Consider the following 25600-nt stretch of genomic DNA (forward strand, 5'->3'; position numbering starts at 1 on the left):
GACGCTATTTCCTGTAAACGTCTGGAAGGTTTGTGCACAAGCGACGGTAATGCGCAGGCGAAATACGATACGCACGCTGGAACCAGCGCCCCAGATGGCTTTGATCGGCAAATCCCAACGCTGCTGCGACATTAACCGGCAGCGCGCCCTTCGCCAGCATCTGACGTGCCTTTGCCAGCCGTAGCTGAATCAACCATGCGTGTGGAGCGAGGTGAAACTCGCGTTTAAAGCTGCGCGTCAGCGTAAAACGATCCGTTCCGGTCTCACGCGCCAGATCGGAAAGGCCAATGTTGTCACCCATATGCGCATGCAGATAATCCCGGGCGCGATGGGCGATCGCCGCGCTCTGTATCTGCGAAGGGAGGCGCTTTCGCCAGTGGCAATGGGTGGTGAGCTGTGAAAGAAGATGATCCATCGTACTTTGTTGCACAATACGCATCTCTTCGGTATGCAAGGCGTTAAACGTTTCGCCAATGGCGCGCACCAGCTGCGGCTCACGCGACAGCGTCCGGCTGAAATGCAGGGAATAGCTGTCCGGCGTGGTGTCATAAAGGCCCTGCAACGTTTTTGTCAGCCACTGCTCATCCAGATAAAAGGTGAGATAGGTAAACCCACCGGCCACCGGCCACCGGCGCATCGCCATCATGAATCTCACCCGGCTCCAGCAAAAAAGCATCACCCGGTTGGCTGTGGTGACACTCACGCCGACAGTGAAATTGCTGCGTACCGGAAAGGGTAATACCGACCAGAAAGCTATCGTGCCAGTGCGGGTCAAATGCATGCCCTTCAAAATGGGCTTTGATTGTCTCAATACCGGTATCGGCATGTTGTCGCAGCTCAAGCCAGTCGTTTGCCATACTGCCCTCCTCTCGCTGCCAGCATTGCCTGTTCAGAACGCATCTGTCTGGAAGATTTGTGCAAACTGAACGCAGAAACGCACAGATTGCCGCAAACTTAAGCAGTTGAACAGCTTTTCCCTAAATTAGGTTGACTGTCGTGCATGATTACGGTTTAATGCGCCCCGTTGCCCGGATAGCTCAGTCGGTAGAGCAGGGGATTGAAAATCCCCGTGTCCTTGGTTCGATTCCGAGTCCGGGCACCACTATTCATAAGGCCTCGCTGAAAAGCGGGGCTTTTTTCTTTTCTGGCTACGGTAGATTTCTGGTCGTTGCAACACGTTATTTGTTTGCTGGATTTCACGCCATTTCTGCAAATGTTCTTTGCTGTCAAAGACATCCATACTCTCTGATAAGCCTGTAAACAAACCCGCTTTAGTTCCATGCATTTTTTGAATTCCCGGCCAAATCCTGCGCGAGCGCTATACGCTGACAGCGCAATAACGACTGGTTTTGCAGGTCGGGGGTTATAATAAATCGCTGAGTGATGACGATATTAATATTACTTTTCTTTGTGGCTTTTTTATACCATCTTGAGCTATAGAGTAATGTCGGGTGAAAATCGTAATCAAAAGATCAATCATGGGGAAAACGCAATAAAAAGAATAATGACCCATCCAGATTATCTGGACGCATATAAAGTTATATTTTGTTCTGCACTAACTCAAAATCAAACAGGATTAATGTAATAACTATACGTAAATTCAGATTATGACATTCAAGATTCTGTTTGAATATCATACCAATAAGATGCTTTTCTGGCTGAACTTCATGTTCCAACTCTCCAACTCATTGATAATAAAAGTCAGACTAATTTCCTGAAAGTGTGTTCGCTGGCGACAATATGTCCTATAACGCCCAGTATATATGTATTGTAGAGATAGTTTCTCTGAAATGAGAAAAAGCAGACCTGACAGTAATAACTGGGCGCTTCATTTTTTCCACACCATTTTTCGGACAGTTTCAGTCTACTGTCTATAGCGACTTGCAGCAGCCATTGTAGCACACAATAAAACAAAAGTTTACTAAATAACCGATTTGCAGTGACGAACGTACAGTTTTCTGTAAGTAACCAAAGACTTCGCAAATATAAATTAATACATCACATTTATGCGTTAGTATGACTTAAGTATTGGTTGCTTAGAGACAAAAAACCTCGCTAACGAGGGGGGATTGCCCCTGTTGGTGCGGATTGCAGTTCGGTGCAATGACCATTGATGCATTGTTCAATGATATGATTTTATTGCGATTAGTCCTTTTTAGTATACGAAAAACCAATAAATAAAGTCCTATATAGGAGTAAAGAGACTAATTAGGACACATTTACTGTTCGGATTATAGCCACATCGAATTAATATTACTCCAGCTAACCTTCTGGGCTCAGTAAGGTGGTTTTAAAGGTTAATAAAAGACATGCGTCTAAGGATAGAAGGATTTAAAAATGAGTAATAAATTTTTTGCTGTTGCGGTTATGAGTATGTCCGTTGTTATGGGGATGTCTACAGCTCAGGCTAACAACGATGGTACTGTTAATTTTACCGGCGAAATTATAGGTACAGCCTGTACGGTTGATATCGGCGCAAATAACACAATGAATGTTGATCTCGGTAAAGTGAGTAAAACTGTTTTTACCGGAACGGGTACATACGCTTCAGCGACTGAGTTTGACTTAAAAGTGAAGGACTGTCCTGCAACTGGTATAAATGGCATTACCGTTAAGTTTGATGGTACTGCGTACGCTGGCGATAATAGTGTTCTTGCTCTTACCGAGGAAGACGGCGTTGCAACAGGCATTGCGATTGAGCTGTTAGATAAGAGTAAAAAAGCCGTTCCACTGTTTACCGATAGCGATTCATACGCTTTAGAGGCGGGTAAAACTGAGCTTACCATGCCGATGTATGCTCGTTATAAGCAGGTGGCCGCAGCTGTTACTGCCGGTCCGGCAAACTCCAGTGTTCAATTTACTCTTAACTACAACTAATTGGTGGAGTATTGACTAATTAGCACGTGGAGTAATTTTCACGTGCTATTTATAATATTATATAAGATATCATTATGAATCGTTCAATTATCTCTATCATAGCTATTTTAGGTGGCTATTTCCTGGCTTCCTCTGCTCATGCTGGGGTTGTTATAGGCGGTACTCGTATCATTTATGATGCGACAAAAAAAGATGCGTCCATTACTGTATCCAATCCTGACAATCATCCTTATTTGATTCAGACCTGGGTGGATAATGTAGAGAATGTCACAAAGGAAGTACCTTTTATTGTCACACCGCCCCTGTATCGACTGAATGCTGGCAAGAAAAGCATGATGCGGATTGTCTATACAGAAAGTTCCTTGCCTGAAAATCAGGAATCAATGTTTTATTTCAATGTAAAAGCAATACCTTCATCATCGGAAACGTCCAGTAATGTGTTACAGGTTGTTGTTAAAAGTAAAATGAAATTGATTTACCGACCCAAAAAATTAAAAGGTATAGAGCCTGAAAGTTTTGCTGAAAATCTGCAATGGAATATCAGTGGGAATCAATTAAATGTAAAAAATCCATCTCCATTTTATATGAACTTTGGAGAGATTAAGCTCAATGGTAGCGCGATCAAATCAGCATCATACGTTGCACCAAACTCTAGCGCAAACTTTACGCTTCCTGGTCCGATGAAAAATGGCGCTATATCGTTTAAATTAATAAATGATTATGGCGGCCTGAGTAAAGAATTTAATTCCAAAATATAATAATGGACTATCTAATGAACTGCTTGCAAGGATCTAGCCCTCGAATGAAGAGGTTGGCATTGTTGGTTGCCTTAGTATCATTAGGTTATCCATTTAATGTTTTGCCTCGCGACCACTTCAATTCTGCGCTATTAGAAAATAATAGACCAGAGATCAAAGGGGTTGATTTGTCATCATTTGAAAATGGAATGCAACGCGCAGGGAAGTATCGCGTTGATATCATTTTGAATAATGATTTCTTTGCCTCAAAAGATATTAATTTTTCCAATGGCGAAGACGGGGAGCTAACACCTTGCCTGAGCATGGACTTTCTAAAAAATTTAGGTGTCCTTGTCGCAAATTTTCCAGAACTAAAAGAAACTGATGGTTGTGTAAATTTTAAGGTCATATCTCAAGCTTCAGCTAACTATGATTTATCAAGCCAGGAATTACAGTTGAGTATTCCTCAGGCTGCATTGTCTCAAAAGGTTCGCGGATTTGTAGACCCCTCATTATGGGATGAAGGTATTCCTGCCTTTTTATTGAATTACAGTATTTCTGGCGATGAGACGAAAAATGATGCCGGTGGCACAACGAACAGTCAGTATGCACGCATTCTGCCTGGAATAAATATCGGCCCATGGCGTTTCAGAAATTACAGTTCTATAAATCATGATGATGTCAATGGGACTCAGGTTGATAGCGTTTATACCTATGTTCAGCGTGATATAAAGTTTCTTAGTAGCCAATTGACGATGGGTGATAGCAACACCCCATCCGATATATTTGATAGTGTCGCATTTCGCGGGACGCAATTGGCAACAGATGAAGATATGAAACCTGATTCCTTGCGTGGATATGCCCCCGTTGTGCGTGGCATCGCCAAAAGTAATGCTCAGGTTATGATCAAGCAAAATGGATACATTATTTATCAAAGTTATGTTCCTGCGGGATCATTTGAAATTAACGATCTCTATCCGACAGGACAGGGGGGCGATCTGACTGTGACAGTGAAAGAGCAGGACGGGAGCACACAGGAATTTGTTGTTCCTTATGCATCTTTGCCCCTGTTGCAACGTGAAAAAAGCTTGAAATACAGTGTTACCGCTGGACAATACCGTCCATCTAATTCTGATGTAGAAAAAACACCGTTCGTGCAAGGGACTGCAATTTATGGTTTGCCGTGGGGAATAACTATATACGGTGGTGTGCAGAATGCGAAATATTATAATTCTCTTGCAATCGGCCTTGGGCGTAATTTAGGAATCATTGGTGCTATTTCAGTAGATGTTATTGCTGCAAAATCAGAACTAAATGACTCACGTAGTGAATCCGGACGGTCATTCCGTGTGCGTTACAGTAAGGATTTTGTCGATACAGGCACCAACTTTGCCATTGCCGGTTACCGATACTCGACGGAAGGTTTTTATAATTTGCAAGAAGTGCTTGAATCATATGGCAATGAAGATGCAATGCCGAATCGCCGCCGTGACCGAGCTGAAATCAGCTTAACACAATCCTTGGGAGAGAATCTCGGCAGTATAACAGGCAACGCGGTACAAGAAAAATACTGGAATAATGATGAAAAACTTAAATCATATTCATTCAGTTATAATAATTCATTCTCAGGCGTTACTTATTCTATAGTCTATAGTTTAAACAAAAATACTACAGCCAATAACGGCGACGGAACGACATATAACGAAAACTCATTGATGCTCAATGTTAATATCCCGTTGTCAAGATTTTTGCCTGATACATGGGCAAGTTATAACTTAAATAACAGCGAGCATGGTGGCGCGACACAGACTATAGGTCTTAGCGGTTCTGCACTGGAAGAAAATAACCTTACCTGGAATATGCAACAAACAAAAGACCGGGAAAGTTATTCTGGAAGCTTCATGGCCGATTACAGAGGCGCGTTGGCGGAAACAAATCTGGGTTATAACTATAGCCCGGACTCACAGCAAATAAATTACGGTATATCGGGTGGTGTGGTAATTCACAGTGGTGGTGTGACTTTATCTCAACCGCTGGGTGAAACCATTGCTATTGTTGAAGCGAAAGGAGCTAAGGGTGCTGGTATTTATAATCAGGCCGGTTCTGGAATTGATCGGTTTGGTTATGCGGTAATGAATAGCCTTAGTCCATATCGTAAAAATGATATTTCTCTCGATCCAGGCACTTTTTCGGATAATGTTGAAGTTGAAGATAATGGTGTTACCGTCACGCCAACCAAAGGTGCTGTTGTCAAAGCCAGGTTTAATTCTCATTATGGCTATAAGGCATTAGTAACTTTGAAAAATGGCTCAGGGTATGTGCCATTTGGCGCAATGGTAAATTTAGTCGGGGGCGATAATTCCGATGAACAGAGTTTTATTGTTGGGGATCTTGGGCAGGTTTATATCAGTGGTTTGAAAAGCGAAAAAGGAAGTTTGTTAGTGAGATGGGGCAATGATGCAAACAATAACTGCAAGTCTCATTACAATCTGGTCGGTCAACCTTCCGCCGGAAATATGTACAAGACAACTGCAACGTGTGAGTAATAACTACATGAATAATTTCAAATATTATCGACTACTACTTATCGTTTTCTCGTTCTTATTGCTGATAATGTCCAGAGAGGCTTTGGCCATTAAATGTGTCGATGCGGAAACACAGAGTCAGACTGCAACCCAGGCGGTAGGGTCTGTGGCGATACCTAAAACTGACCCTGATGGTAGTATGGCATGGCGTTCACCACTCTTTCATTTACAAATTCAATGCTGGTCAGATAACGGCGATAAAAATGAAGATGTCTATTTATACACTAACCCACTAAAATCGGCTGTCGGCACAGGTATACAGCTGGGGGTCGTGGTAAATGGCCAGGATTTTGACGATATAAGCCAGGGAAGCAAGTGGCATATACCGGGCTGGATGGTGAGCTGCCCGGGCGGTGGCACGTCATCTGAATGTAAAGCCAACCACAGTAGCTTTTATACAATCGATTATTATGTCAAGGTCAGGAAAAAGGGATCTGCATCAGGAACCTATCAGGGGAGTGATACATTCAATGTTTTTCAGCTTGATGGCGTCGGTGGCTTGAACGTCAGTGGTAACTATCGTTTTCAAATCACAGGATTGAAAAAAATTCGCTTTATAGGCTGCAGTGCAAATATAAATGTCACGCCAACAATTATCGATTTCGGTAATATCCTTTTGCCCGATACGACCTCGCCGGATCAATTTAAAGATAAAAAAGATTTTTCAATCACCGTTTCGCGTAGTTGTAACGACCCATTCAATCTGACGGCCCTTTATACCACCACTGCGGAAACTGATGGTGACAAAGTGAGATTTAATGGGATGTATCTGAAAATTTTTGATAAAACTCGCAACGGTTATGTCAATTTCTCTGATATGTTTCAATTGGTTGACTTTGCAAATCTGACTAATGTGCTCAGTGTTACGTTACCCTTTTCAGTAGAGCTTTATTTTGATGGCAGTGTACTTACGCCAGGGGAATATAGCCCAACGGTGACGGTATCAGTTTTTTATAACTAGCGGGAGCTATATGTTTATTTATAAATATTTGGTTGCTTTGCTGCTGCTGTGTTCTGCATACGTATATGCAGTAGGCTCATTCAACCTTAATTTCCATGTCAGGTTATATCAGAACGGTTGCACTGTTATTGGTGATAAAGATATCTATGTTGACTTTAGCGAAGTCGATGTGAAGCAGGTAAACTCAACACCTGCCCAGGAATTTAGTATCGATCTGAATTGTAATGTAGGGATGCCGAGTGTTTCCCTACAATTCGCTGGCGAAGCCGCAGGCACGAATAACCAATATATAAAAAACAATGGGACAGCTGCAAATGTCGCGGTAGAAATAAGAAGCAAAACTGATGATACTTTGATCAGTAACGGGCGTGTTTTAAGCCAGGTCGTTGATCCCGATACAGGCAGAGCATCGTTTCCGATGAAAGCAAAGATTGTACCTTTAGACGGGACGCTCAAATCAGGCACTCTGTCAGCAGTCGTTGAGTTTACCATTTTATATCCTTGATTAAAATATGCAAACCCGAACGCCTCTTGTCATATCAGCCAAGCGATAACGATGGAATCTTTTTTTTTATTACACTAAACTTGATATGAAAACATGGGAACCATGTTTATGAGGCTATGTTTTTGACTGGAGTAAACATGAATACTTCGCCCGCTAATAATAACTATTCAAACCCACTTTTTGAGTTGATGATACGTCATGGTGAAAAGCGGTTGTATAATCGGGCACAGTTTGTTGTTGATGCAACGAATGATAAGAATATCTATTACGTCACCGAAGGAACCATCAATGTGTTTCGAAAAGGAGATAACATTGTTGTCGGAGTGATAAATGCCCCTTTCATGTTTGGTTTTGCTCTGATGTTTAACCCCATTGATATCGTTATTAAAGGGAGTGGGAAAACAGTAGCCTATGTGCTACCTAATGACAAAGTTCGAGCACTAATTAGTGAGCTTAATTTGTGGGAGTCTGTTGCTGAACTGCTTTCAAGACGTATTGGCTATTACTCTTATAGGGACAAATCCATACTAGGAAAAGATGCTTATGAACTCATCAGCAAACAACTACAGGAATTAATCAAGTACACGTTAGAACAGCGGGTTGGAATTGTAACGTCGACATTTATCATCGACCGCACTGGGCTGTCTCGCAGTCGAGTAATGTATATCCTCAAGCAGTTGAAAGCCGGTGGATATATAAAAATAATAAAGGGAGTGTTACTCGAAGTTAACTCTCTACCGAAGAAATTCTAGATATTTTTCGTATTAAACGGGATGCTCATGTGCAATGACTATTTCGATAACCTATTCAAATATCTGACCATTACAAATAAACCTTCTAATAAACGCACTGCGCACGATGTCACACTTTTGAAAAACGATAAACTTTTCACTGAATTTCTGGGTCATAACTTCAATGGGGTGTAATGGACTCTCCCAGTATACGTCATAAACTTGTATCCCGCAGATCCTTATAGTTTCTTCTACATGAATCACCTACAATCCGGCATTACCCACCAACGTTGGCCCGATTCCCAGAGAACGCAGAGATTGATCTCCCCTAACCCTTGCCAATACCACAACAGGGATCGTATCGATCGCATTACGGCGAAAGCGGCCAGATGGATGTTCGTCATCACCACGCTTGAGGCCAGCGAGTGGTAAACCATTACCTTCGAATCGCCGACGCAACAAATCAAAGTACGGGAGACACCGGTAACCTGATTTTTTCATTCACAGCAATTTCAACCGGTTATCTATAAAATCCACACCGCAGCAGAACGGAGTACAAATATTACCGACGTGAGGCGGATCAGGTGCCTGATCCAGGCGAGTGCGAAATGCCTGATCGGTCTGCGGATCAGCCGTAATGATACGCTTCTCGATCAGCGCTTCTCCGACAGCAGTGCGGATTGCTTCCGGGATAAAATCAGTCTGGTTTTTGCCGCACACCTGCTCAGCGAGTTTTAATGCGCAGATTAAGGATTTCGTGTATCCCCGACAGACCGTCCGCGCCCGACAGGGTGTTGTCCTCCTCTGTAGCGATGGGCATAAAGTATTAAGCACGCGTAATGCTGATCTCATTAAGATAGAGATGCGATGATACCGTTTAATTTCGTGCCAGCTACCGAACGGTCTCACCTAAGCAACCAATCTCATGGTTAATACAGAGGTGATTGTCACCTTCTGTTTTATTTCAGGCCAGAACAAAAAAAACAAAAGAGAATATATCTACAACGGTATGCGCGGTTCCTCGTGAAAAAACATGCTAACCATGATCGCTAGTGTGTACAAACTCATCAGGACACAGGCCGGATACCAGTAGAGTCAGATGCAATAATCTCTGGCAGGATATAAAGATCATTAACGAGAAATAGTTGCCCATTGAAACCAGATTTCAAGGGCAACTGATAAGCAAACCATTCAAAAATGTAATGCGGCTTAAAAAGTGCTTAGTGCTACGCTTGTACTTACTGGTAAATACGGATCAAGCGTCCACTCTGCACAAGTATAAACAAAATGGACAAAAGGCAATAGTGACAGCATGCGAACATTAATATTTTATTGGGATTTTTCCTAATGGTTCGCGAGATTATAACCAGTATTTTTCATATTATCAGGGCTATCTAATTGACTTTTCACTCATTGTTGCAAATGAAAATACCCCTTGTTAGAATGCCAATCAATATCTGTAGAGTCCTTTGACAAAAACCACTGATGGTGCTTTTGCATTTTATTTCTTATAACCTGGCCATATTTCTCCAGCGGAAGAAGTAAGTGTCTGACTTTATAAATTGAAATGCCACACAGATCGGCAAGTTCTCTGGTCGACAGGCCCTGAGTACTGTGATCTTTTAATAGATTGAGAATAAAAAATTGTTCCGGCCCCCTGATCATCGGCAGGTCACTTATTCCCATTTCCGCCGCTAACATCTGCAGATTGTCATGAGGTACGTTGTAGCCTGGATGTGCTGTACCCGGGTTATATGAACGCAGCGAGAGTTTCATTGCAGACTCCTGGATTTTGAAGGTGTTAGCAGTATGCGTTCACCTGATTCAGCCAGCAACATTAGCTTGAAATGAACGCAAATACAGGATTTTTATCTAATATTCATGTCGTTTTATTGAGAGAAGACTGTATGTTAGAGGAAAGCAGGGTCTAGGGTGGAGATGAACATGAGGTTCGACATTGAGGGATTTATCACTTTTGACACAGAGGATGCGTCGCTCGTTAACCTGTTGACTGGGGATTGCGTTGAATTATCCCAAACCTCTACACGCTTGTTGGCTGAATTGCTCAATCATCAAGGCGATATCCTTTCGAGAAATGAAATCTTTCAGACTGTTTTTGATAAATATGGCGCCAGAGCGTCAAATAGTAATCTAAATCAATATATCTCCACATTGCGCAGAAACCTGAGCGATCTGGGTATCGCAAAAGAAATCATTGTCACGGTTCCTCGTATTGGTTTCAAAATAGCGGAAGATGCCATTATCAATAACGATCGTGAGTATCGAACGCCATTCCTTGAAGAAAAGGAGCCGGAGGCTCCGCCAGTTGAACCACAGAAACGCTGTCTTAAGCGCTTTACCCGCATTATCGCTCTGGCAATTGCCTTCCTTCTGCTCATAATAAATCCAGGTTCATTCAGAGCCGACACCGATATACAAAAACTGGTTGAGGGTCAGTGCGTCATTTTTATGCCCTCCTCACTCTCATTACGAGAGGTGACAAAGAGCTTTGATTTTGTCCCACAACCATTCGATTGCTCAGAGCAAAAGGAGTTGTACGTTTACAAGCAACAGGTACAAGGAGACCTGGGTGATATTGTGCAATTGTTACTCATTAAATGTGATAAAGACAGCTGCATGAGTTTTTATTACAGAGAAAAAAATAATGCCTAAACAAGCCATCTTTCTTTTGATCAGTGTCGGCCTGTTATTGATCGGCGCGGTTTACTGTTTTACCCGGCCCCCGGTTTTCTCATGCGAGTCACAGTTTTCTGTTATCCAGAGTATCAACAGCGACAACATTCGCGCCGAAGGGCTAATTTTTGTCCACATGACGGATGATCAACTTCTTATCAATATTGACGGACTGCTCACACATAATGAAAAAAAGTATTTAATCTCGCGCACGCTCAAAATGAAATATGAAACATACAATGCCAATGCGCATCTGTATAAGATAATGAGTGTCAAAACCATACATGATAATACTGATAATGTTGATGATGAGATTGCTAATAGTTTGTTGTTTGGCAAAGGCCCTGACGACAAAATAATTTTCCTAAAAAAAGTCAATAATAATGTCATACTATTTGGTAACCACGTATTCCCGCAATATGGTTGCAAACGAGATTAATTAGCGTGGTTTTCTTTAACGAAGCACAGCGAAAGTTAAATGTCTCATTATATGAATATAAAATTAATAGAATCACTGGCTTGCATCTCAAAAATAATAGACATGATTAACCCCAGGCTTAACCTGCATCATGTCAGAACGGCATTCATCGCCTGGCACCTGGCCAGGGAATCGCGGTTCACACCTGCACAGTGCAGGAAAACGCTGCTGGCGGCCCTGCTTCATGATATTGGAGGACTGAACGAGGAATCGCGCCTTCAACCCCTCAGCTATTACGATAATGAACTCAATAACCATGCGGCCGTTGGTGCTGAATTACTGGCGAGCGTTCCTTTACTGAATCCGTTAAGTTCGATTGTTCGCTATCACCACACCCACTGGGACAATGGAAAAGGCGACTACGTTAACGGTGAAAAAGTGCCCAGAGAGAGCCATGTCGTTTATCTGGCGGATCGTCTGGATGTTTTAATCGCCCTTTACCGTGCTAGCGATATATTATCGGCAAAAGAGGAAATTATTAATATCATTGTTGGCGGCGAACATATTTTATATAACCCCGAATTTATCAATGCTTTCAGAAAAGTAGCAAATTGCGAACACTTCTGGTTAAAAATTAAATCCACAGAGTTCGACGATTATATCCAGGACATCCCCCGCATCCATAACGACTCCATCTCTTTGCATAACTTTCGCGATATCGCCAACATGCTGGCGTTTATTATTGATGGGTTCAGCCAGAACGGCGTCCAGCACTCCCTGGTTGTCGGCCGTATCTCCGGTTACCTGGCTCGAGAAATGGGAATTTCCCCGGTCCAGTGCCTGAAAATCGAAATAGGTGGCTTGTTGCATAACCTGACGTCTCTGGCGCTGTGCGCCGCTCCGGCACATACCGGGGAAGATAATGCTATCTGGGGTGAACTCTATCCGATTGAAGCCATTCGGGATATTGCCCGCTGGTGTCAAATTCAAAAGACAGGGGTTGCACAAGCCACCCATCCTCTTGAAGTGAGGATTCTGAAGGCCAGCATCTGGCTGGCGTCGTTGCTGCAGGGCGTCACGCTGTCATCGGAATTTAAAGTACGCGTCGGGGAAACTGCAGAAATCGCCCCTGAACTGGCGGACATTGTGCGGCAAAATAGCGAGGTTTTACTGCAAATTTTTCAGGAGTCGGTCAAAGAGCGACGCGCCCTGGTCCAGAGAATTAACCAGCTAGGCCTGACCTGAACCGCGAGATGCCATTCTCGCGGTTCTTGCTTATCAGGCGGACAAACCACCGTCCAGCACCAGCGTCTGACCGGTAAGATAGCTACTCCCTTCCCCGGTCAGAAACGCAACCGCGCGGGCGACGTCCTGCGTGCGTCCGAGGCGACGCAGAGGAATATTCTGCCGCATGGTTTTCAATCGGGCTTCCGGAATGGCCTGAACCATCTCACCGTCAATCAACCCCGGAGCCAGACAATTCACCCTAATGCCAAAACGCCCCACTTCTCGCGCCAGCGAATGCGTCAGGCCAATCATCGCCGCCTTGCTGGCGGCATAGGCCGTCTGTCCGCTGTTGCCTTTTATGGCCGTCACGGATGACATAAACACAATCGAGCCACTGCCCTGGGTCATCATGGCGGGCAGCAGAATGCGATTCCAGTTCACCACCGCGACCAGATTGTTTCCCAGCACCTCCTGCCAGTCTCGCGCGTTCTGGTGGATGTGCAGCGCGTCATTGGTCATACCGGCGTTATGGATGATAGCGGCAGGCGCGCCATGCGCCTCGAGCAGAGACATGGCTAACTGCTCGACGCTGGCTTCATCGCTGCCGTCGCAGCGAATGCCCTTCACCCAGGTCGACGTACTCTGGCTTTGCGCGATGTCCAGCGTGCGGGCGATCCCGGCCTCGTTGCGACCGGTAAAGACAATGTTCCATTCAGGCAACAGGTGACTCACCAGCGCCTGGCCGATTCCCCGACTGCCGCCGGTGATGAGCATCCATTTCTTTGCCATATCAACCTGCCATTTCCTGCGCAATACGCTGGCTGAGTTCGCGAAGCGTCATGGTTGGATTTTTCATAAACATTTCAGGGTTGAGCGTGACGTTAAATTCACGCTTCGCCAGTACCATCAGTTCAACGTAGTCGAGGCTGTCCAGCTCCAGTTCAGGCAGCGTCGTCTCTGGTGTCAGCGCCTCCGGCGCCAGGTCTTTGGCGTCACAGATCATTTCACTGATTTTGTCGTAGATCATTTCATGCTGGCTCATTTGATTTTCCTTTTGTCAGCGCGCCGACTTTAAGCGTTACGGCATTGCTAATGTAGTGATGTTGATAACAGGTTCGCGCGGCGATTCGCACCACCACCGCGCCATTCGCAAGGTCGCCAACCACCAGGGCCGGCAAGGTGTCGATCTCTAGATGTTCCGGTAGCGACTCTGCTCGCCAGGGGGCCAGCAGATGACTGTCAAAAATGACTTCCTGATGGGTCTGTACAACAGGAAAGTGAGAAAACAGCGCATCCAGCGTCCGACACGTCGGCAGTATGTCGGCAATCGCCTGCTGGCATAACAGCGCGGTATCCTGGAGAAGATGACGAAACAACAGGGCGTCGAGAAAATGCCATTGCTGAGCGTCGGGCAACAGCGGCAGAAACGTCCGATGCAGCGCGGCCAGCGCCGACGAATCCAGAACCCGTTGGCTTTCGCCATCGACGAGTGGCAGGTGGTTCTCCGGCGTGATCTGGCAAGAAAGGCAGGTCTCTTCGGCAGAAAACTCCCGCACCGACGCCGCAACCCGCTTAGTCGCATCGCGCGTCAGTCGATAGGCGGTATCCCGCCACAGCGGTCGACGCAGACGCACGGTACATTTCAGAAACGGGGCGTCGTCGACCGGCGGACTGATAAACCGCTTTACGTCCAGCAAGGCGCGCATGCCATGTACGCTGAGTCCGCTTCCGCCCCGCGCTTTCACCCACGCCTCGTCAAAGTGTACCGGGTTGTAATCGCCCGAAAACGCGGCCCAGCGCCGGGCATCCTGTTGACCATAATGAAGCGGCATCATACGTGCTTCTCCAGAATCAACGCCGCATTCGCGCCACCAAAGCCGAAGCTCAGGTTTAGCGTGCGACGGACATTGCCCGCACGATGGCCCTCAACCACATAATCCAGATCGCAGCATTCATCCGCTTGCTGGAAATTGGCCGTCGCGGGAATGATGCCGTTGGCGATAGCTTGCAGACAGACAATGCTCTCGAAGGTGCCCGCCGCGGAAATTAAGTGCCCGGAGTACGATTTCGTACTAGAAACCGGAATGGACCACACCGCGTCCCCCAGCGCCATTTTTAGCGACTGCGTTTCATTGATATCGTTCAGCGGCGTCGAGGTACCGTGCGCGTTGATGTAGTCGAGTTGCTCCGGTTCCAGCTCCGCCTGTTGCAGCGCATGGGTGATGGTTTGCACGCGGGCAAGACAGTCTTCCGCCGGCGAGGTGAAATCCCAGGCGTCGGAGAAGTTGGCGTAGCCGGTAATCTCGCCGAGGATCGTCGCGCCGCGTGCCAGTGCCCCTTCGCGCTCTTCCAGACACAGCACCGCCGCCCCTTCCGATAACACAAAACCGCTACGATGGGCGCTGAACGGACAGCTGGCGCGCTGCGGATCCGACGCCTCCTTACTCAGTGCGCCCAGCACGTCAATGTTCCACACCGCGCAGTGGCTGGTGAGAGATTCTCCGGCGCCGGCCAGCATCATCTTTGCCCTGCCGCTGCGGATCACCTCGTAAGCGTCGCCAATAGCGATCGTCCCCGTCGCGCAGGCGGCAACCACCGTATTCTGGTAACCATTGAGTCCCCAGAACTGGCTGCATGCTGCAGTGGTGACGCTGGGCATCGAATAAAAACAGTTAAACGGTGAAGCGACGCCCGCGGCCGCAAACTCACTTTGCGCGTCGTAGCTTTCGTCCAGTCCTCCCCAGCCGGTTCCCATGATCACGCCGCAGTCGAGCGTGCAGTAGTATTCCTGCGGCGGCCTGACGCCAAAGGCCATCGTCATAGCCTGACGTGCCGCGCCAACGGTCAGCCGGGCAAAGCGTGGCAGCCGACGACGAATCACTGCAGGAACACCTGCCAGGCTCGGCTCGTTATCCACCAGCCCGAGAAAATGGGTGTTGATATTCTGCGCCGTTTTATCGACGTAGCGATAGCCCAGACGGTTATCCATCATCGCCTGCCAGCTCTCATCAGCCGTCGCGCCAAGTGGGGTCACGGCGCCATACCCGGTAACGACGACCCGCTTAAATTCATTATTCGGCTTCATGTTGCATCATCCTGTATTGCGTTTCGCCACCCCCTTGCGCCAGCCAGAGCTGCAACGTGGCGTAGAGGTAGTCGTATTGGGTTTGTGCGAGGGCGTTCTCTAACGTCAACAGATCGTCCTGCGCGTTCAACAACGTCTGAAAATCCACGGCGCCCGCGCGATAGCGGCTTTCCGTCAGGGTTAAACGCCGCTGACTGAGGATCAGCGACTGGTGAAGTCGTGCGCGCTGTTCATCAGCACTCAGGCGGTTTTCCATCGCTTCATCCACTTCGGCGAGCGCGGCGTAGGCCGTCGAGCGAAAGGCGATTGCCGCCTGTTTTACCGCGAGATCCGCTTGCTTCACGGTGAGCTGTTGGGTGTTCCACTGGATAAACGGCAGCGCCAGCGTGCCGCCAATCGTGCGGATCGGATCGCGGAACCATTGGCTGAAGATTTGACTGCCGGCATTCAGTGAGGCATCAAGCGAAAGTGCGGGATAAAACTGCAGCCTTGAGGCGTCGTAACCCGCAAGGGCCGCGCGCAGACGCGACTCCGCGGCCTGAATGTCCGGCCGCTGCGCAATCACCCGTAGCGGTGTTTTTTGCGCAATCGGCACCTGCTGGTTTGCATCCAGCGCGGGTGATTCATCGGCATGCTGTTCTGCCGGTCTGTTGAGCAACAGCGCCAGCGCATTGCGCGTATTCTGACGTTGCTGAACCAGCGTTCGCCACTGATTCTCTCGTTCCAGCAGGGCCTGCTGCGCCTGCAACACATCGAGCTGGCCGACCTTCCCGGCGTTAAACCATGACGTCACCTGCTGCACGGTCTGTTGCGAAATCGCCAGACCGTCACGCTGATTGCGAATCTGCTGGTTATACAGTGCGATACGCCAGTACAACTGGGCGGTGGTGCCCATCGTGGTGAGTACCGTCGCATGATAATCCTGCTCGCTCGCCACCGCTTCCCACTCGCTTTGCTCACGGGCCCGCGCCAGTTTTCCCCACAGATCCAGTTCCCAGCCGATGGTGATGCCGCTGCTGTAGTTTTCCTGCGCGGATGTTCCCCGGCGTGAGTTTTTGCTGTTACTGGCAGAACCGCTGACCGCCACATCGGGGGTCATATTGGTGTCAGTTAACCCTGCCGCCACACGCGCCTGTTGCACGGTGATGGCCGCCGCCGCGAGATCGTTATTGCTTTCCAGCACCTGTTCAATCACCCGCGACAGTCGGGGATCGCCAAAACGTTGCCAGCCGTATTCCGACACCGTGTCGGTAGCAGGCCCCCATTGGGTGGGCAAAGACAACAGCGGACGCTGGTAGTCGCTGCGGGTCAGTGAGCCACAACCCGCGAGCAATAAAAGTGCGAGCAACACAAGCAGTCTTTTCATTCGCGAGCCAGCGCCTCGGTTGGGTTGAGGCGAGCCGCCCTGCGCGCCGGAAAATAGCCAAACGTCAGGCCGATCAGGGCAGAAAACCCACAGGCCATCAGCACCGGAAACGCAGTGAACACCATTGAGAACGCATCGGTCGCAAGGGCGAAAAGATGCCCCGCCACCCACGAACCGAACACGCCCAACAGGCCGCCGAGGGCGCAGATCATCACAGCCTCAATCAGAAACTGGTTCATGATGTCCGAGGGACGCGCCCCCACCGACAAGCGGATGCCGATTTCATGCGTCCGCTCTGTCACCGACACCAGCATGATGTTCATCACTCCGACGCCGCCCACCAGCAGGGAGATCGCCGCAATGGCGGTAATCAACAACGACATCGAGTCAGAGGTCTTTTGCAACGCATTCGCCAGCTGATCGTCGGTCTGGATAAAGAAGTCCTTCCGGCCATGTTCCCGCAGCAGATGACGTTCCGCCCGCAGCGCCGCCTCATGCGGTTCCAGCCGCGGTTGAAAACGCAGAATCAACGATTCCAGCGGCTTTTCGCCGGTGAGTCGCTGCTGTAATGACGTATGCGGAACCCAGGCGGTCATAAACCCGCCCACCACTTTCGGGCCGGGTCGTATCGCCACGCCGATCACCCGCCACGGCGCACCGCCAATCTGGACTATCTCGTCAAGCGGATTTTCGCCACCGGGAAACAGCGTATCGCGCCCGGTCTCATCGAGAATCAACAGCGGTTCGCCTTCCGCGACATCGCGCGCGGTGAAGCCATTTCCCTGCACAAAGCGCAGCCCTTGCAGGGCAAAAAAGTCCTGTGACACGCCGGAGAGCATCATGGAGGAGTCGAGCCCTTTGCGAACCGCGAGCGTTGTACTGCTGACCACCGGCGAGACGCCCATGATCCACGGCAGCGCCTGCAAACTGCGAACGTCATCCATTGACAGTGCGCGCTCCATATCCGGGCGCTTGCTGCCCCACCCTGTGCCGGGATGGATCTCCAGCGTGGTACTTCCCAGTTTGCCAATCTCGCTCATGATCGCCTGCCGTGCGCCTTCGCCTACCGCCATCGACGACACCACCGACGCAATGCCGATGATGATCCCCAACATGGAGAGAAACGCGCGCATCCGGTGTCCGAGCAGCGAACGCCAGGCCATGCGGACCGCTTCATGAAGACGGCGGCCCAGCGAGGCGCGTCCGTTATCCTGCTCCGGCAGCGTAATCGGCCGACGAACGGCGGCGTGCTGAACGTCGCGAATAATTCGCCCGTCGCTGATCTCAATCATTCGCTGCGCCTGCCGGGCAACGTCGCGGTCGTGGGTGACGATGATGACCGTGTGCCCAGCCGCATGCAGCTGATGCAGCACGTCCATTAGCGCCTTGCCGCTGACGCTATCGAGTGCGCCGGTGGGCTCATCCGCGAGGATGATATGCGCACCGTTGATCAGCGCCCGGCAGATGCTCACGCGCTGCTGTTGCCCCCCCGAAAGCTGGGCGGGGCGGTGCTGGAGTCGGTTTTCCAGACCAAGCTGACGTGCAAGACGCTGGGTGCGTGCATTGCGCTCTTGCGCTGACATTGCGGTGTACAGCGCGGGAATGGCGATGTTCTCTTCCGCCGTCAGATACGGCATCAGGTGATAGCGCTGAAATATAAACCCCAGATAACGACTGCGCAGATCGGCCAGGTGCAGGCTGTCGGCATCATGTACCGGCGTTCCGTTGATCAACACCTCGCCGGAAGAAGGTTTGTCCAGGCAACCGATGATGTTCATCAGCGTGGACTTCCCCGAACCCGAAGCGCCCACAATCGCCACCATCTCACCGCTGTGGAGGGTCAGTGAAATGTCGCTCAGCACCGCAAGCGTCTCGCTTCCCGCGCGGAATGTCCGGCAAACCTGGCGTAAGACGATAATCGGTTCCATCCGCTATCCTCGCACCGTGTCCTGCGCCAGCACCACGCGATCGCCGACCTGCAATCCCTCCAGCACTTCGGCGTATTGCCGGTCATTTATCCCAATGCGGATGGTGCGGGTGCGCGTTTTCCCGTTTTCAACGGTCGTGATGGTGTAACGCTCGGTATCCAGCGCCTGCCCGAGCGCCGCGACCGGCACGCGCAATACGTTTTTTGCTTCGGCAATCTGAATAAAGACCTGCGCCGTCATTGACGTTTTGAGCTCGCGCTCAGCGTTAGGCACTTCAAAGGTACCGGTGTAGTACACCGCCATCGCCTGTTGATTACCTCCCATGCCGCTCTCGCCGGGCGCTTCCAGCGCTTCCTGCGGCGCAGGCTGCACGAAGCCCATCGTACTGACGTAGCGTTTATCCGGATTGGCGATGACGTAAAAGCGCAGCGGCTGACCGGGACGGATTTTTTGCACGTCGGCTTCGGAGATACGCGTTTGTACCTGCATGGTGTCGAGGTTCGCCAACACCAGAATGGTCGGCGCCGTTTGCGAGGAGACGATGGTCTGCCCTTCCCGGGTGACGATACCCAGCACTTCGCCGTCGATGGGCGCCACAATGCGGGTATAGCTGAGATTGGCCTGCGCCGTTTTCACCGCCATCTCCGCCTGCACAATCTGCGCATCGCTCACGTCAATTTGCTGCACCTGCGCATCGTATTGCGCCTTCGCCTGCTCGTATTCACTGCGCACGGCAGAGCCGTCACGCAGCATCATGCGCTGGCGGTTCAGTTCCTGGCGATAACGTAACAGCGTCGCCTGCGCCGACAGTTTTTGCGCTTTAGCGCTGGCCAGTTGCGCGCGCGTGTTGTTGAGATCCGACTCCTGCAACGTGGGGTCAATTTCCGCCAGCAGTTGTCCTTTTTGCACCTTCTCGCCCTGGCGCACATACAGCTTGCGCAATTGTCCGTTGACCTGCGCCCCGACGTTAACCTGCACCGCCGGTTTCAGAACCCCCGTCACCAGCACCACCTTTTCGATATCGCCCGTGCCAATGGTCTCCAGCGGTAAACTCTCCTGCGGCGAGGTCGAAGCCAGCGACGCCCAGGTGACACCGATCGCAACGGCCAGCGCTACTGCACCGCCGATCAGCAGCCAACGCGATTTCGGCGTCATACGTTGACCTCCAGCGGGCTGAGCGTGCCGTCGTTCAGTTGATAAACCCGCTGGAACCGCGACAGAATCGCGTCGCTGTGGGTGACCACAATCAGTGACTTACCGGCTTTCTGGCAATGAGCGTGAATCGTCTCCATGACAATGGCCGCAGTGTCGTCGTCAAGATTGGCGGTCGGTTCGTCAAGCAACAACACCGGACGCGAACTGTACAGCGCACGCGCCAGCAATAACCGCTGACGCTGGCCGAGCGACAGCGCCGCATGGCTTTCGCGGATCAGGGCGTCGATACCGCCCGGTAATCCGCGTACCACCTCACCCAGCGCGAGGGATTCCAGCAATGCCTCAATCTGCCCACGGTCGCGTTCGCGGTAGTGCGCGTCGAACAACGTAATGTTTTCGCGAACCGAGGCGTTAAACAGAATATCCTCCTGACTTTGCAGGCAGACAAACTGCGCCAGTTGTTGCGAAGGGAGTGCCGAATCTGCGGCATAACAGCCCCCCGCCTGCGGAGAAAACAGGCCGGCAATCAGACGGAGTAAAGTGCTCTTACCCGCACCAGATTCACCGACAATTGCAATCTGATCGCCCGCGCGTAGCGACAGCGACACCGACGACAGCACCGGCCTGGCGGGATCGTAGCCATAGCACAACGACGCAAACGTCAGATCCGGCGCGGTATCGGTGGGAAGTTGCATCGCAAACGAAGCGGGCTTCGCCTCGTCTCGTGGCGCAAACAGCGCATGGGCGCGGGTGTCGATCACGTTCAATTGCGATTTCTGAATGATGGCGTAGAAGATACGCGTGACGTAGGAGGTGAATATTTGCCGCAGGAAGCTATAGGCAAAAAAATCGCCCAGTGAGATCAGTTTGCTGTGCACCATCGGCAGAACCACCAGCATAAACACCACCATCTCCAGGCTTCCGGTGAGCTGATACAGCCCCTCTTTCACCTGCTGATAGACCTTCTGGCGTTGCAGACACGAAAACAGATCGCGACTGAAGTTGGCAAATTGTCCCTGGCGCTGTCCTTCCAGTCCGGCGGTTTTGACGGTCAAAATGCCCTGAATAGTCTCCATGAAAAAATCATTCAGGGTGGCGCTTTTCAGCTGCAATTGCTGGGTGAACCAGCGGTCTCGGATCACCGCCCAGACGCTGATGACCCCCATTACCGTGACGCCGACGGCGGAGATCGCCGCCAGCACGGGCGCAATCCAGAACATGATCGCCAGCGCGATCGTGCAGATCACCCAGTCGGAGCGCAGGCCGTTATCCAGCTCAATCTTTTGCAACAGGCCAATCTGCCAGGCCGTGAAGCGGCTGAAGATCTCCCCCGGCGCCCGTTTTTCGAAAAAACGCAGTGGGTTGTGGAGCAGGCGGGAAAACCCCACACCGCTGTGAATCAGCACAAAGCGTTTGATAAAGCGTTCGCTAATCACCCGCACGCCCAGCGCCATCAGTGAGGAGGCGACAAACGCCAGGATAAACCAGCCGTAGGGAAAGTCGCTGCTCTCCACGCTGGAGAAGGCCTGGTTGATGGCGTTGCTCACCATCGTCGGCATCAGAAATAGCGTCAGCGAGACGAGGAAGGTCAGCAGCATCAGCCGATAGATCCCCGGCACCGCCGCAGTTTCCTGCATGCTCATCGCCCGCGGCGCGCTCTGTGCGGTTGTCGACAACGGCAAATCAGGGTCTGCGGCAACGGCCTGCTCAGGTTCGACAATCAGGGCATAGCCGCTGATCTCCTGCTTAAGCGCGGCAAACGGTAACCACTGCTCACCAATCGCCGGGTTCATCACGCACACGTGGTTGCCTTTGCGCCAGGCCAGCAGGACATAGTGACTTGCACCATAATGCAAAATGGCCGGCAGCGGCAGGTCGCTCAGCTCATCGTGCTCAAACAGGACCGGCGTCGTCGCAATACCCAGCCGCGCCAGAATGCTCATCAGCGTATCCAGTGAGGTTCCGTGGTCAGAGGCCGGAAACCACTCGCGCAATGTTGCCAGCGAAACAGGCTGCCCCTGCGTCTGTGCCAGCATCGCCACGCACGCCAGGCCGCACTCGTTGGTCTCTTCCTGAAAGATCAGATTCGGGATCGTGGTCGTCATTTTTATCATCAGTGATTAATAAAGAAGAGAGAATGGCTGTGCCAAAGAAGCCACTCCTGCGGATATTCGCGCAGCGTGGATTCAATAATGTCAGGCAGTTCGCGGGCGACATTCTGACTGCTCACCGGCGGACGAATATGAATGTGCAGACCGTTGTGGTAGCTGAGGTGATAAAACACCACCTGCGCCGCAATCACTCCGGAAAGGCGCACCACGCCATTGTGTAACTTCGCGCTGCGGCCGAATAAACGACACGGCAGTTTCGCCGCCAGCGCCCCTTCGGCCTGTAGGGTGTAGTCCGGCGAGATATCGGGAAAAATAATCATGTTCTGCCGTCCGGTAGCGACATCGGTGATGAGCTCCATCAGGCTGCCGGCCAGCGTTTTGTTCTGCTGATGGATGGAGCAATAGGAGAGGTCGATACCGCCCAGGGCACGGGTCTGCGCGTTGTAGAGTTCGGCGCTGGAAGAGACCACCACGCAGGCTTTACCCGGCGTGACGCAGGCACCGACCATCGCCGCCAGCACGTCCGACACCGTATGTAACGGCGCCAGAATGTAAGGAATGTTCTGCTGATGCAGCGGTGCGACTACGGCATCAAGTTCTGCCGCACAGGCACGGATCTGCTGGAGTAGCGCCGGGTTTTGTCCCCATGTTGCGGCCTCTTCCAGCAGGCGGCGACGCACCGCGATCCAGGCCGCGTTCACCCGGCCGGTTTGCCCGATCAGGCAGCGGGTGTTTTCGTTTGCCACCGCATTGCGTAAGCGATAAGAGCGCCCCAGCAACCGCAGCGCGCAGAGTCCTTTCGCCACGGTCAGTAATGCGGGCAGCGGTAGATAACGCACCATTTTTCGCAGCAGAATCAGTGTTCCCTGAGAAAAATTACGCTTCGCGTCATACAGCCAACCCGCACTGTTTTTAAAACTAAATACGCTCCAGATAATAAAAAATCTGACCACCGCGGTTATTTATCCTCTTTCAGCAATTGCAGCATGCGCTGCGCAAATTGAGGAAATTCACTGTCCTGGGCGACCACATAGCGTTTATTGATAATAAACATCGGCGTCGCGTTAATATCATAATGCGCGGTAATGGCCGCCATCGTGCTGAGACGGTTTTTAACCGCATCGCTCTGACGCAGAGTATTAAATTTATCCACATCAATATTGTTTTTTACCAGCCAGGCATTCAATGCCTTCTCATCGGTGAGGTCGACATTACGGGTAATAACGGCGTTATAGGCGCTGTCGCGAACGTTCTTTTCAATCCCCATCTCTTCCAGCGTGGCGAAAATCGGCGCGTAAGCAGCAAGACCGCTGTCCTCACTGGTAATATGAATCGCGGTAAATACACTGCCCGGCGGCAGGGTCCGGGAAAATTCCGCCAGATTTTCTTCGTTAGCCGCACAATAATGGCAACCGTAAGACATCACCTCGATAATACTGCGCGCGTCTTTAATCGGACTCTGTGCAATTTGTTCTGCGCTGACTTCACGAAAAGCCTGTGTTTGTGAGTTATCCGTGGCAAAGGTATTAAAGACAAAAATGTGATAACAAAGCACCGTCATCAACGAAGAGATGACGATCAAACACAGCGAATAGCTGATAATAGTGATGCGTTTAAATTGGGTCGCCATAGTATTCTCGCAGCGGAAAAGATAAACCTGGAGGCGCGGGTACCTCCAGGTCATAGCCAATGATTAGCGGTTCGGAACCCCACCACACTTGCTGGCGTTCGCATCTTTCATTGACGTGGTCGTACCGTGCTTATCCGTGCAGGTTGTCAGTTCCTTACAGGAGGTCACACCACCAATAGTGACGTTCTGATACGTGGTTTCGCAGGTTTTACAGGTTCCGCCCACCACGTTAGCCACTTCGATCGCAGTTAATTTTTTCATCTCTGATTTCCTTACTTAGGGTTTAATGGGGTGCAATCACTTGCACCGATCGCTCGGCAAATACCACTGCCGAAAAGACAGTTCACGGGTCACACGGCATAATTCCCTTGAACACCGTGAATAACGCAATGTTGTTTCTAATATTCAGTCGTTTCATTAAGTGCCGCTTGATATAGCTCAGGCGCCGGACATCAATATTCACTTCACCGGAAATTTGCGACAGCGATTTCCCTTTGAATATCTCTTCCATCAGCCACCATTCATTGCCGGAAATCGTATAATTCATTTCCCGGTGGTGCAGTCTTCTGCGGGTGTAATTCACTAATGAATAGCTAAAGCAGCATCCCTGGCGTCGTTGGTCCAATAATTCCTGAAAAAAAGGGGTTATATTGGCGAGATTCTCGCTTTTCAATAACCAGTGCGCGTTTGGCAACAGCGCATACAACGTGAAAAACAGCGGCATGTTGTGCTCGCTTAATAAAATGATCAGATTCTTGTTTTCACGCTGATAGAAATTATTCATGAGCTGCAGCGCGCGAATCCGCTCACGCGGCAGGCTGTCCAAATCGCAGAGGATCCACAGGCAGCAGTCATCATTCACGCGAGTCTGTAACTGCTTAATCAATTGCGTGTAATCATCCGTTAAGGAATATAAAACATCCGTTTTCTCCGCAAGCAAACTGGCAATCACTGTTTTGATTCCTTGCGAAAAAAAGAGATCTTTGTTGTAAAGAAAACACTGATACACCATGCCTCAATATCCTTTTGATGACGCTACTGATAGTTCAATGTGTAATTCGCTGTGGCGGTAAAAGGTCCGGTGGTCAGGGTGCCGTTTGCTAAGGCATCCGGTTCAGCCTCAACAAATGCCTGGAAGTTAAGCCGTAAAGTGGTGTCGCTGATCGCGGCCGGACGGGTCGCCACATTCAGGCGCACAGGCGTATCGTCTTCCTCCAGAAGACCGATCCCCACGCCACCCGCGTTGCCCGGTGATGTAGCGCTGATCGCCAGTCGGTCCGCCAGATTGCCATTGGCAGTACCGCTGAACGTCACCGTCACAGAATCAAAGACGCTCGGCGTGCAATCCTCTAATTTGATCGTGAACGGAACCGGCACTGTTTTTCCGTTGATATACAGTGACTTGGTCGATACTTTCCCGAAATCGACTGGCACCCGCTCTGAATCAGGCGCAATGCTGCACGGGTAGGCCATCACCACGCCGGTGAAACTGAGATCGCCACCCAGCAACTCCCCCAGCGCCCACACCGGGGCCGGAGCGAGCGCCGTCAATAAACCGGCAAAGACCATTGTTATGCGATGCATATTCCC

At 50.2% G+C, this 25600-nt stretch carries 23 protein-coding genes, 1 tRNA gene and 2 pseudogenes; 10 read left to right on the forward strand and 16 right to left on the reverse strand.

Annotation, left to right across the window (positions count from 1 at the left end; translation table 11 throughout):
- Positions 1-4 precede the first annotated feature (4 nt).
- Positions 5-857 (reverse strand): annotated as a pseudogene (locus HVZ37_RS19990) (AraC family transcriptional regulator).
- 169 nt (positions 858-1026) lie between these two features.
- Here HVZ37_RS19990 and HVZ37_RS19995 point away from each other — a divergent pair.
- The 7 genes from HVZ37_RS19995 to HVZ37_RS20025 all read left to right on the forward strand — a co-directional run bounded on the left by HVZ37_RS19995 (position 1027) and on the right by HVZ37_RS20025 (position 8417).
- Positions 1027-1102: transfer RNA gene (locus HVZ37_RS19995), tRNA-Phe, on the forward strand.
- Between the two features lie 1235 nt (positions 1103-2337).
- Positions 2338-2877, forward strand: a complete 540-nt coding sequence (locus HVZ37_RS20000) for a fimbrial protein (protein WP_044268420.1) — start codon at positions 2338-2340, stop codon at positions 2875-2877.
- 74 nt (positions 2878-2951) lie between these two features.
- Positions 2952-3635 carry a molecular chaperone gene (locus HVZ37_RS20005; RefSeq protein WP_104445965.1) on the forward strand — a complete coding sequence of 228 codons (684 nt, stop codon included), beginning with the start codon at positions 2952-2954 and terminating at the stop codon, positions 3633-3635.
- Between the two features lie 44 nt (positions 3636-3679).
- Positions 3680-6160 (forward strand): fimbria/pilus outer membrane usher protein, encoded by a 2481-nt coding sequence (locus tag HVZ37_RS20010; protein ID WP_090050311.1) that lies wholly within the window; start codon positions 3680-3682, stop codon positions 6158-6160.
- A gap of 7 nt (positions 6161-6167) precedes the next feature.
- Complete coding sequence (locus HVZ37_RS20015; protein ID WP_181627917.1) at positions 6168-7160, forward strand: hypothetical protein; 993 nt, start codon at positions 6168-6170, stop codon at positions 7158-7160.
- Positions 7161-7170: 10 nt separating this feature from the next.
- Positions 7171-7665, forward strand: coding sequence for a fimbrial protein (locus HVZ37_RS20020; RefSeq protein ID WP_044268433.1), 495 nt, complete (start codon positions 7171-7173; stop codon positions 7663-7665).
- Positions 7666-7802: 137 nt separating this feature from the next.
- Positions 7803-8417: a helix-turn-helix domain-containing protein gene (locus HVZ37_RS20025; protein WP_044268435.1), complete on the forward strand. Its 615-nt coding sequence runs from the start codon at positions 7803-7805 to the stop codon at positions 8415-8417.
- A 480-nt stretch (positions 8418-8897) separates the two neighbouring features.
- Here HVZ37_RS20025 and HVZ37_RS20030 read toward each other — a convergent pair.
- Positions 8898-9186, reverse strand: a pseudogene (locus tag HVZ37_RS20030) (DUF1778 domain-containing protein).
- A 620-nt stretch (positions 9187-9806) separates the two neighbouring features.
- Positions 9807-10172, reverse strand: a complete 366-nt coding sequence (locus HVZ37_RS20035) for a FaeA/PapI family transcriptional regulator (protein ID WP_044257268.1) — start codon at positions 10170-10172, stop codon at positions 9807-9809.
- A 168-nt stretch (positions 10173-10340) separates the two neighbouring features.
- Between HVZ37_RS20035 and HVZ37_RS20040 the strand changes: the two genes are divergently transcribed.
- Genes HVZ37_RS20040 through HVZ37_RS20050 form a run of 3 tightly spaced genes read left to right on the forward strand, consistent with a single transcriptional unit; the run spans position 10341 to position 12753 of the window.
- The gene (locus HVZ37_RS20040; RefSeq protein WP_044257270.1) at positions 10341-11069 is read left to right on the forward strand and encodes a winged helix-turn-helix domain-containing protein; all 729 of its coding nucleotides are present in this window, start codon (positions 10341-10343) and stop codon (positions 11067-11069) included.
- Positions 11062-11529 (forward strand): FidL-like protein, encoded by a 468-nt coding sequence (locus tag HVZ37_RS20045; protein WP_156595831.1) that lies wholly within the window; start codon positions 11062-11064, stop codon positions 11527-11529. Before HVZ37_RS20040 ends, HVZ37_RS20045 begins: the two co-directional genes overlap by 8 nt.
- 39 nt (positions 11530-11568) lie before the next feature.
- The gene (locus HVZ37_RS20050; protein ID WP_224788351.1) at positions 11569-12753 is read left to right on the forward strand and encodes an HD domain-containing protein; all 1185 of its coding nucleotides are present in this window, start codon (positions 11569-11571) and stop codon (positions 12751-12753) included.
- A 33-nt stretch (positions 12754-12786) separates the two neighbouring features.
- Here the strand turns inward: HVZ37_RS20050 and HVZ37_RS20055 are convergent, their stop codons facing one another.
- The 13 genes from HVZ37_RS20055 to HVZ37_RS20115 form a co-directional block, all read right to left on the reverse strand.
- Positions 12787-13524, reverse strand: coding sequence for an SDR family oxidoreductase (locus HVZ37_RS20055; RefSeq protein WP_044268441.1), 738 nt, complete (start codon positions 13522-13524; stop codon positions 12787-12789).
- Between the two features lies 1 nt (position 13525).
- Positions 13526-13777: an acyl carrier protein gene (locus HVZ37_RS20060; protein ID WP_044268444.1), complete on the reverse strand. Its 252-nt coding sequence runs from the start codon at positions 13775-13777 to the stop codon at positions 13526-13528.
- Positions 13764-14570: a MaoC/PaaZ C-terminal domain-containing protein gene (locus HVZ37_RS20065; protein ID WP_061069546.1), complete on the reverse strand. Its 807-nt coding sequence runs from the start codon at positions 14568-14570 to the stop codon at positions 13764-13766. Before HVZ37_RS20065 ends, HVZ37_RS20060 begins: the two co-directional genes overlap by 14 nt.
- Positions 14567-15820, reverse strand: coding sequence for a beta-ketoacyl-[acyl-carrier-protein] synthase family protein (locus HVZ37_RS20070; protein ID WP_044257281.1), 1254 nt, complete (start codon positions 15818-15820; stop codon positions 14567-14569). Before HVZ37_RS20070 ends, HVZ37_RS20065 begins: the two co-directional genes overlap by 4 nt.
- Entirely contained in the window at positions 15807-17186 is a 1380-nt protein-coding gene (locus HVZ37_RS20075; RefSeq protein WP_181627918.1) for a TolC family protein, read from the reverse strand. The genes HVZ37_RS20070 and HVZ37_RS20075 overlap by 14 nt, the downstream gene beginning before the upstream one ends.
- Positions 17183-19114 carry an ATP-binding cassette domain-containing protein gene (locus HVZ37_RS20080; protein WP_090050317.1) on the reverse strand — a complete coding sequence of 644 codons (1932 nt, stop codon included), beginning with the start codon at positions 19112-19114 and terminating at the stop codon, positions 17183-17185. Before HVZ37_RS20080 ends, HVZ37_RS20075 begins: the two co-directional genes overlap by 4 nt.
- 3 nt (positions 19115-19117) lie before the next feature.
- Positions 19118-20269, reverse strand: a complete 1152-nt coding sequence (locus HVZ37_RS20085) for an efflux RND transporter periplasmic adaptor subunit (RefSeq protein ID WP_052517424.1) — start codon at positions 20267-20269, stop codon at positions 19118-19120.
- On the reverse strand, positions 20266-22374 hold the full coding sequence (locus HVZ37_RS20090) for a cysteine peptidase family C39 domain-containing protein (RefSeq protein WP_181627919.1): 2109 nt from the start codon (positions 22372-22374) through the stop codon (positions 20266-20268). Before HVZ37_RS20090 ends, HVZ37_RS20085 begins: the two co-directional genes overlap by 4 nt.
- A gap of 8 nt (positions 22375-22382) precedes the next feature.
- Positions 22383-23333 carry an ABC transporter gene (locus tag HVZ37_RS20095; RefSeq protein WP_109739559.1) on the reverse strand — a complete coding sequence of 317 codons (951 nt, stop codon included), beginning with the start codon at positions 23331-23333 and terminating at the stop codon, positions 22383-22385.
- Between the two features lie 5 nt (positions 23334-23338).
- Positions 23339-24010, reverse strand: a complete 672-nt coding sequence (locus tag HVZ37_RS20100) for a DsbA family protein (protein ID WP_104445958.1) — start codon at positions 24008-24010, stop codon at positions 23339-23341.
- 63 nt (positions 24011-24073) lie between these two features.
- On the reverse strand, positions 24074-24271 hold the full coding sequence (locus HVZ37_RS20105) for a DUF4762 family protein (protein ID WP_044257294.1): 198 nt from the start codon (positions 24269-24271) through the stop codon (positions 24074-24076).
- Between the two features lie 82 nt (positions 24272-24353).
- Positions 24354-24962 carry a DNA-binding response regulator gene (locus HVZ37_RS20110; protein ID WP_225851817.1) on the reverse strand — a complete coding sequence of 203 codons (609 nt, stop codon included), beginning with the start codon at positions 24960-24962 and terminating at the stop codon, positions 24354-24356.
- An 83-nt stretch (positions 24963-25045) separates the two neighbouring features.
- Positions 25046-25594 carry a fimbrial protein gene (locus tag HVZ37_RS20115; RefSeq protein ID WP_044257297.1) on the reverse strand — a complete coding sequence of 183 codons (549 nt, stop codon included), beginning with the start codon at positions 25592-25594 and terminating at the stop codon, positions 25046-25048.
- Between the last annotated feature and the right edge of the window lie 6 nt (positions 25595-25600).

It is taken from the genome of Citrobacter sp. RHB35-C17, assembly GCF_013816795.1.
GTDB lineage: Bacteria > Pseudomonadota > Gammaproteobacteria > Enterobacterales > Enterobacteriaceae > Citrobacter_A > Citrobacter_A amalonaticus.

Coding starts and splice junctions, on each gene's coding strand:
- HVZ37_RS20000 (WP_044268420.1), top strand. CDS start 2,338: ATGAGTAATAAATTTTTTGCTGTTGCGGTTATGAGTATGTCCGTTGTT.
- HVZ37_RS20005 (WP_104445965.1), top strand. CDS start 2,952: ATGAATCGTTCAATTATCTCTATCATAGCTATTTTAGGTGGCTATTTC.
- HVZ37_RS20010 (WP_090050311.1), top strand. CDS start 3,680: ATGAAGAGGTTGGCATTGTTGGTTGCCTTAGTATCATTAGGTTATCCA.
- HVZ37_RS20015 (WP_181627917.1), top strand. CDS start 6,168: ATGAATAATTTCAAATATTATCGACTACTACTTATCGTTTTCTCGTTC.
- HVZ37_RS20020 (WP_044268433.1), top strand. CDS start 7,171: ATGTTTATTTATAAATATTTGGTTGCTTTGCTGCTGCTGTGTTCTGCA.
- HVZ37_RS20025 (WP_044268435.1), top strand. CDS start 7,803: ATGAATACTTCGCCCGCTAATAATAACTATTCAAACCCACTTTTTGAG.
- HVZ37_RS20035 (WP_044257268.1), bottom strand. CDS start 10,172: ATGAAACTCTCGCTGCGTTCATATAACCCGGGTACAGCACATCCAGGC.
- HVZ37_RS20040 (WP_044257270.1), top strand. CDS start 10,341: ATGAGGTTCGACATTGAGGGATTTATCACTTTTGACACAGAGGATGCG.
- HVZ37_RS20045 (WP_156595831.1), top strand. CDS start 11,062: ATGCCTAAACAAGCCATCTTTCTTTTGATCAGTGTCGGCCTGTTATTG.
- HVZ37_RS20050 (WP_224788351.1), top strand. CDS start 11,569: ATGTCTCATTATATGAATATAAAATTAATAGAATCACTGGCTTGCATC.
- HVZ37_RS20055 (WP_044268441.1), bottom strand. CDS start 13,524: ATGGCAAAGAAATGGATGCTCATCACCGGCGGCAGTCGGGGAATCGGC.
- HVZ37_RS20060 (WP_044268444.1), bottom strand. CDS start 13,777: ATGAGCCAGCATGAAATGATCTACGACAAAATCAGTGAAATGATCTGT.
- HVZ37_RS20065 (WP_061069546.1), bottom strand. CDS start 14,570: ATGATGCCGCTTCATTATGGTCAACAGGATGCCCGGCGCTGGGCCGCG.
- HVZ37_RS20070 (WP_044257281.1), bottom strand. CDS start 15,820: ATGAAGCCGAATAATGAATTTAAGCGGGTCGTCGTTACCGGGTATGGC.
- HVZ37_RS20075 (WP_181627918.1), bottom strand. CDS start 17,186: ATGAAAAGACTGCTTGTGTTGCTCGCACTTTTATTGCTCGCGGGTTGT.
- HVZ37_RS20080 (WP_090050317.1), bottom strand. CDS start 19,114: ATGGAACCGATTATCGTCTTACGCCAGGTTTGCCGGACATTCCGCGCG.
- HVZ37_RS20085 (WP_052517424.1), bottom strand. CDS start 20,269: ATGACGCCGAAATCGCGTTGGCTGCTGATCGGCGGTGCAGTAGCGCTG.
- HVZ37_RS20090 (WP_181627919.1), bottom strand. CDS start 22,374: ATGACGACCACGATCCCGAATCTGATCTTTCAGGAAGAGACCAACGAG.
- HVZ37_RS20100 (WP_104445958.1), bottom strand. CDS start 24,010: ATGGCGACCCAATTTAAACGCATCACTATTATCAGCTATTCGCTGTGT.
- HVZ37_RS20105 (WP_044257294.1), bottom strand. CDS start 24,271: ATGAAAAAATTAACTGCGATCGAAGTGGCTAACGTGGTGGGCGGAACC.
- HVZ37_RS20115 (WP_044257297.1), bottom strand. CDS start 25,594: ATGCATCGCATAACAATGGTCTTTGCCGGTTTATTGACGGCGCTCGCT.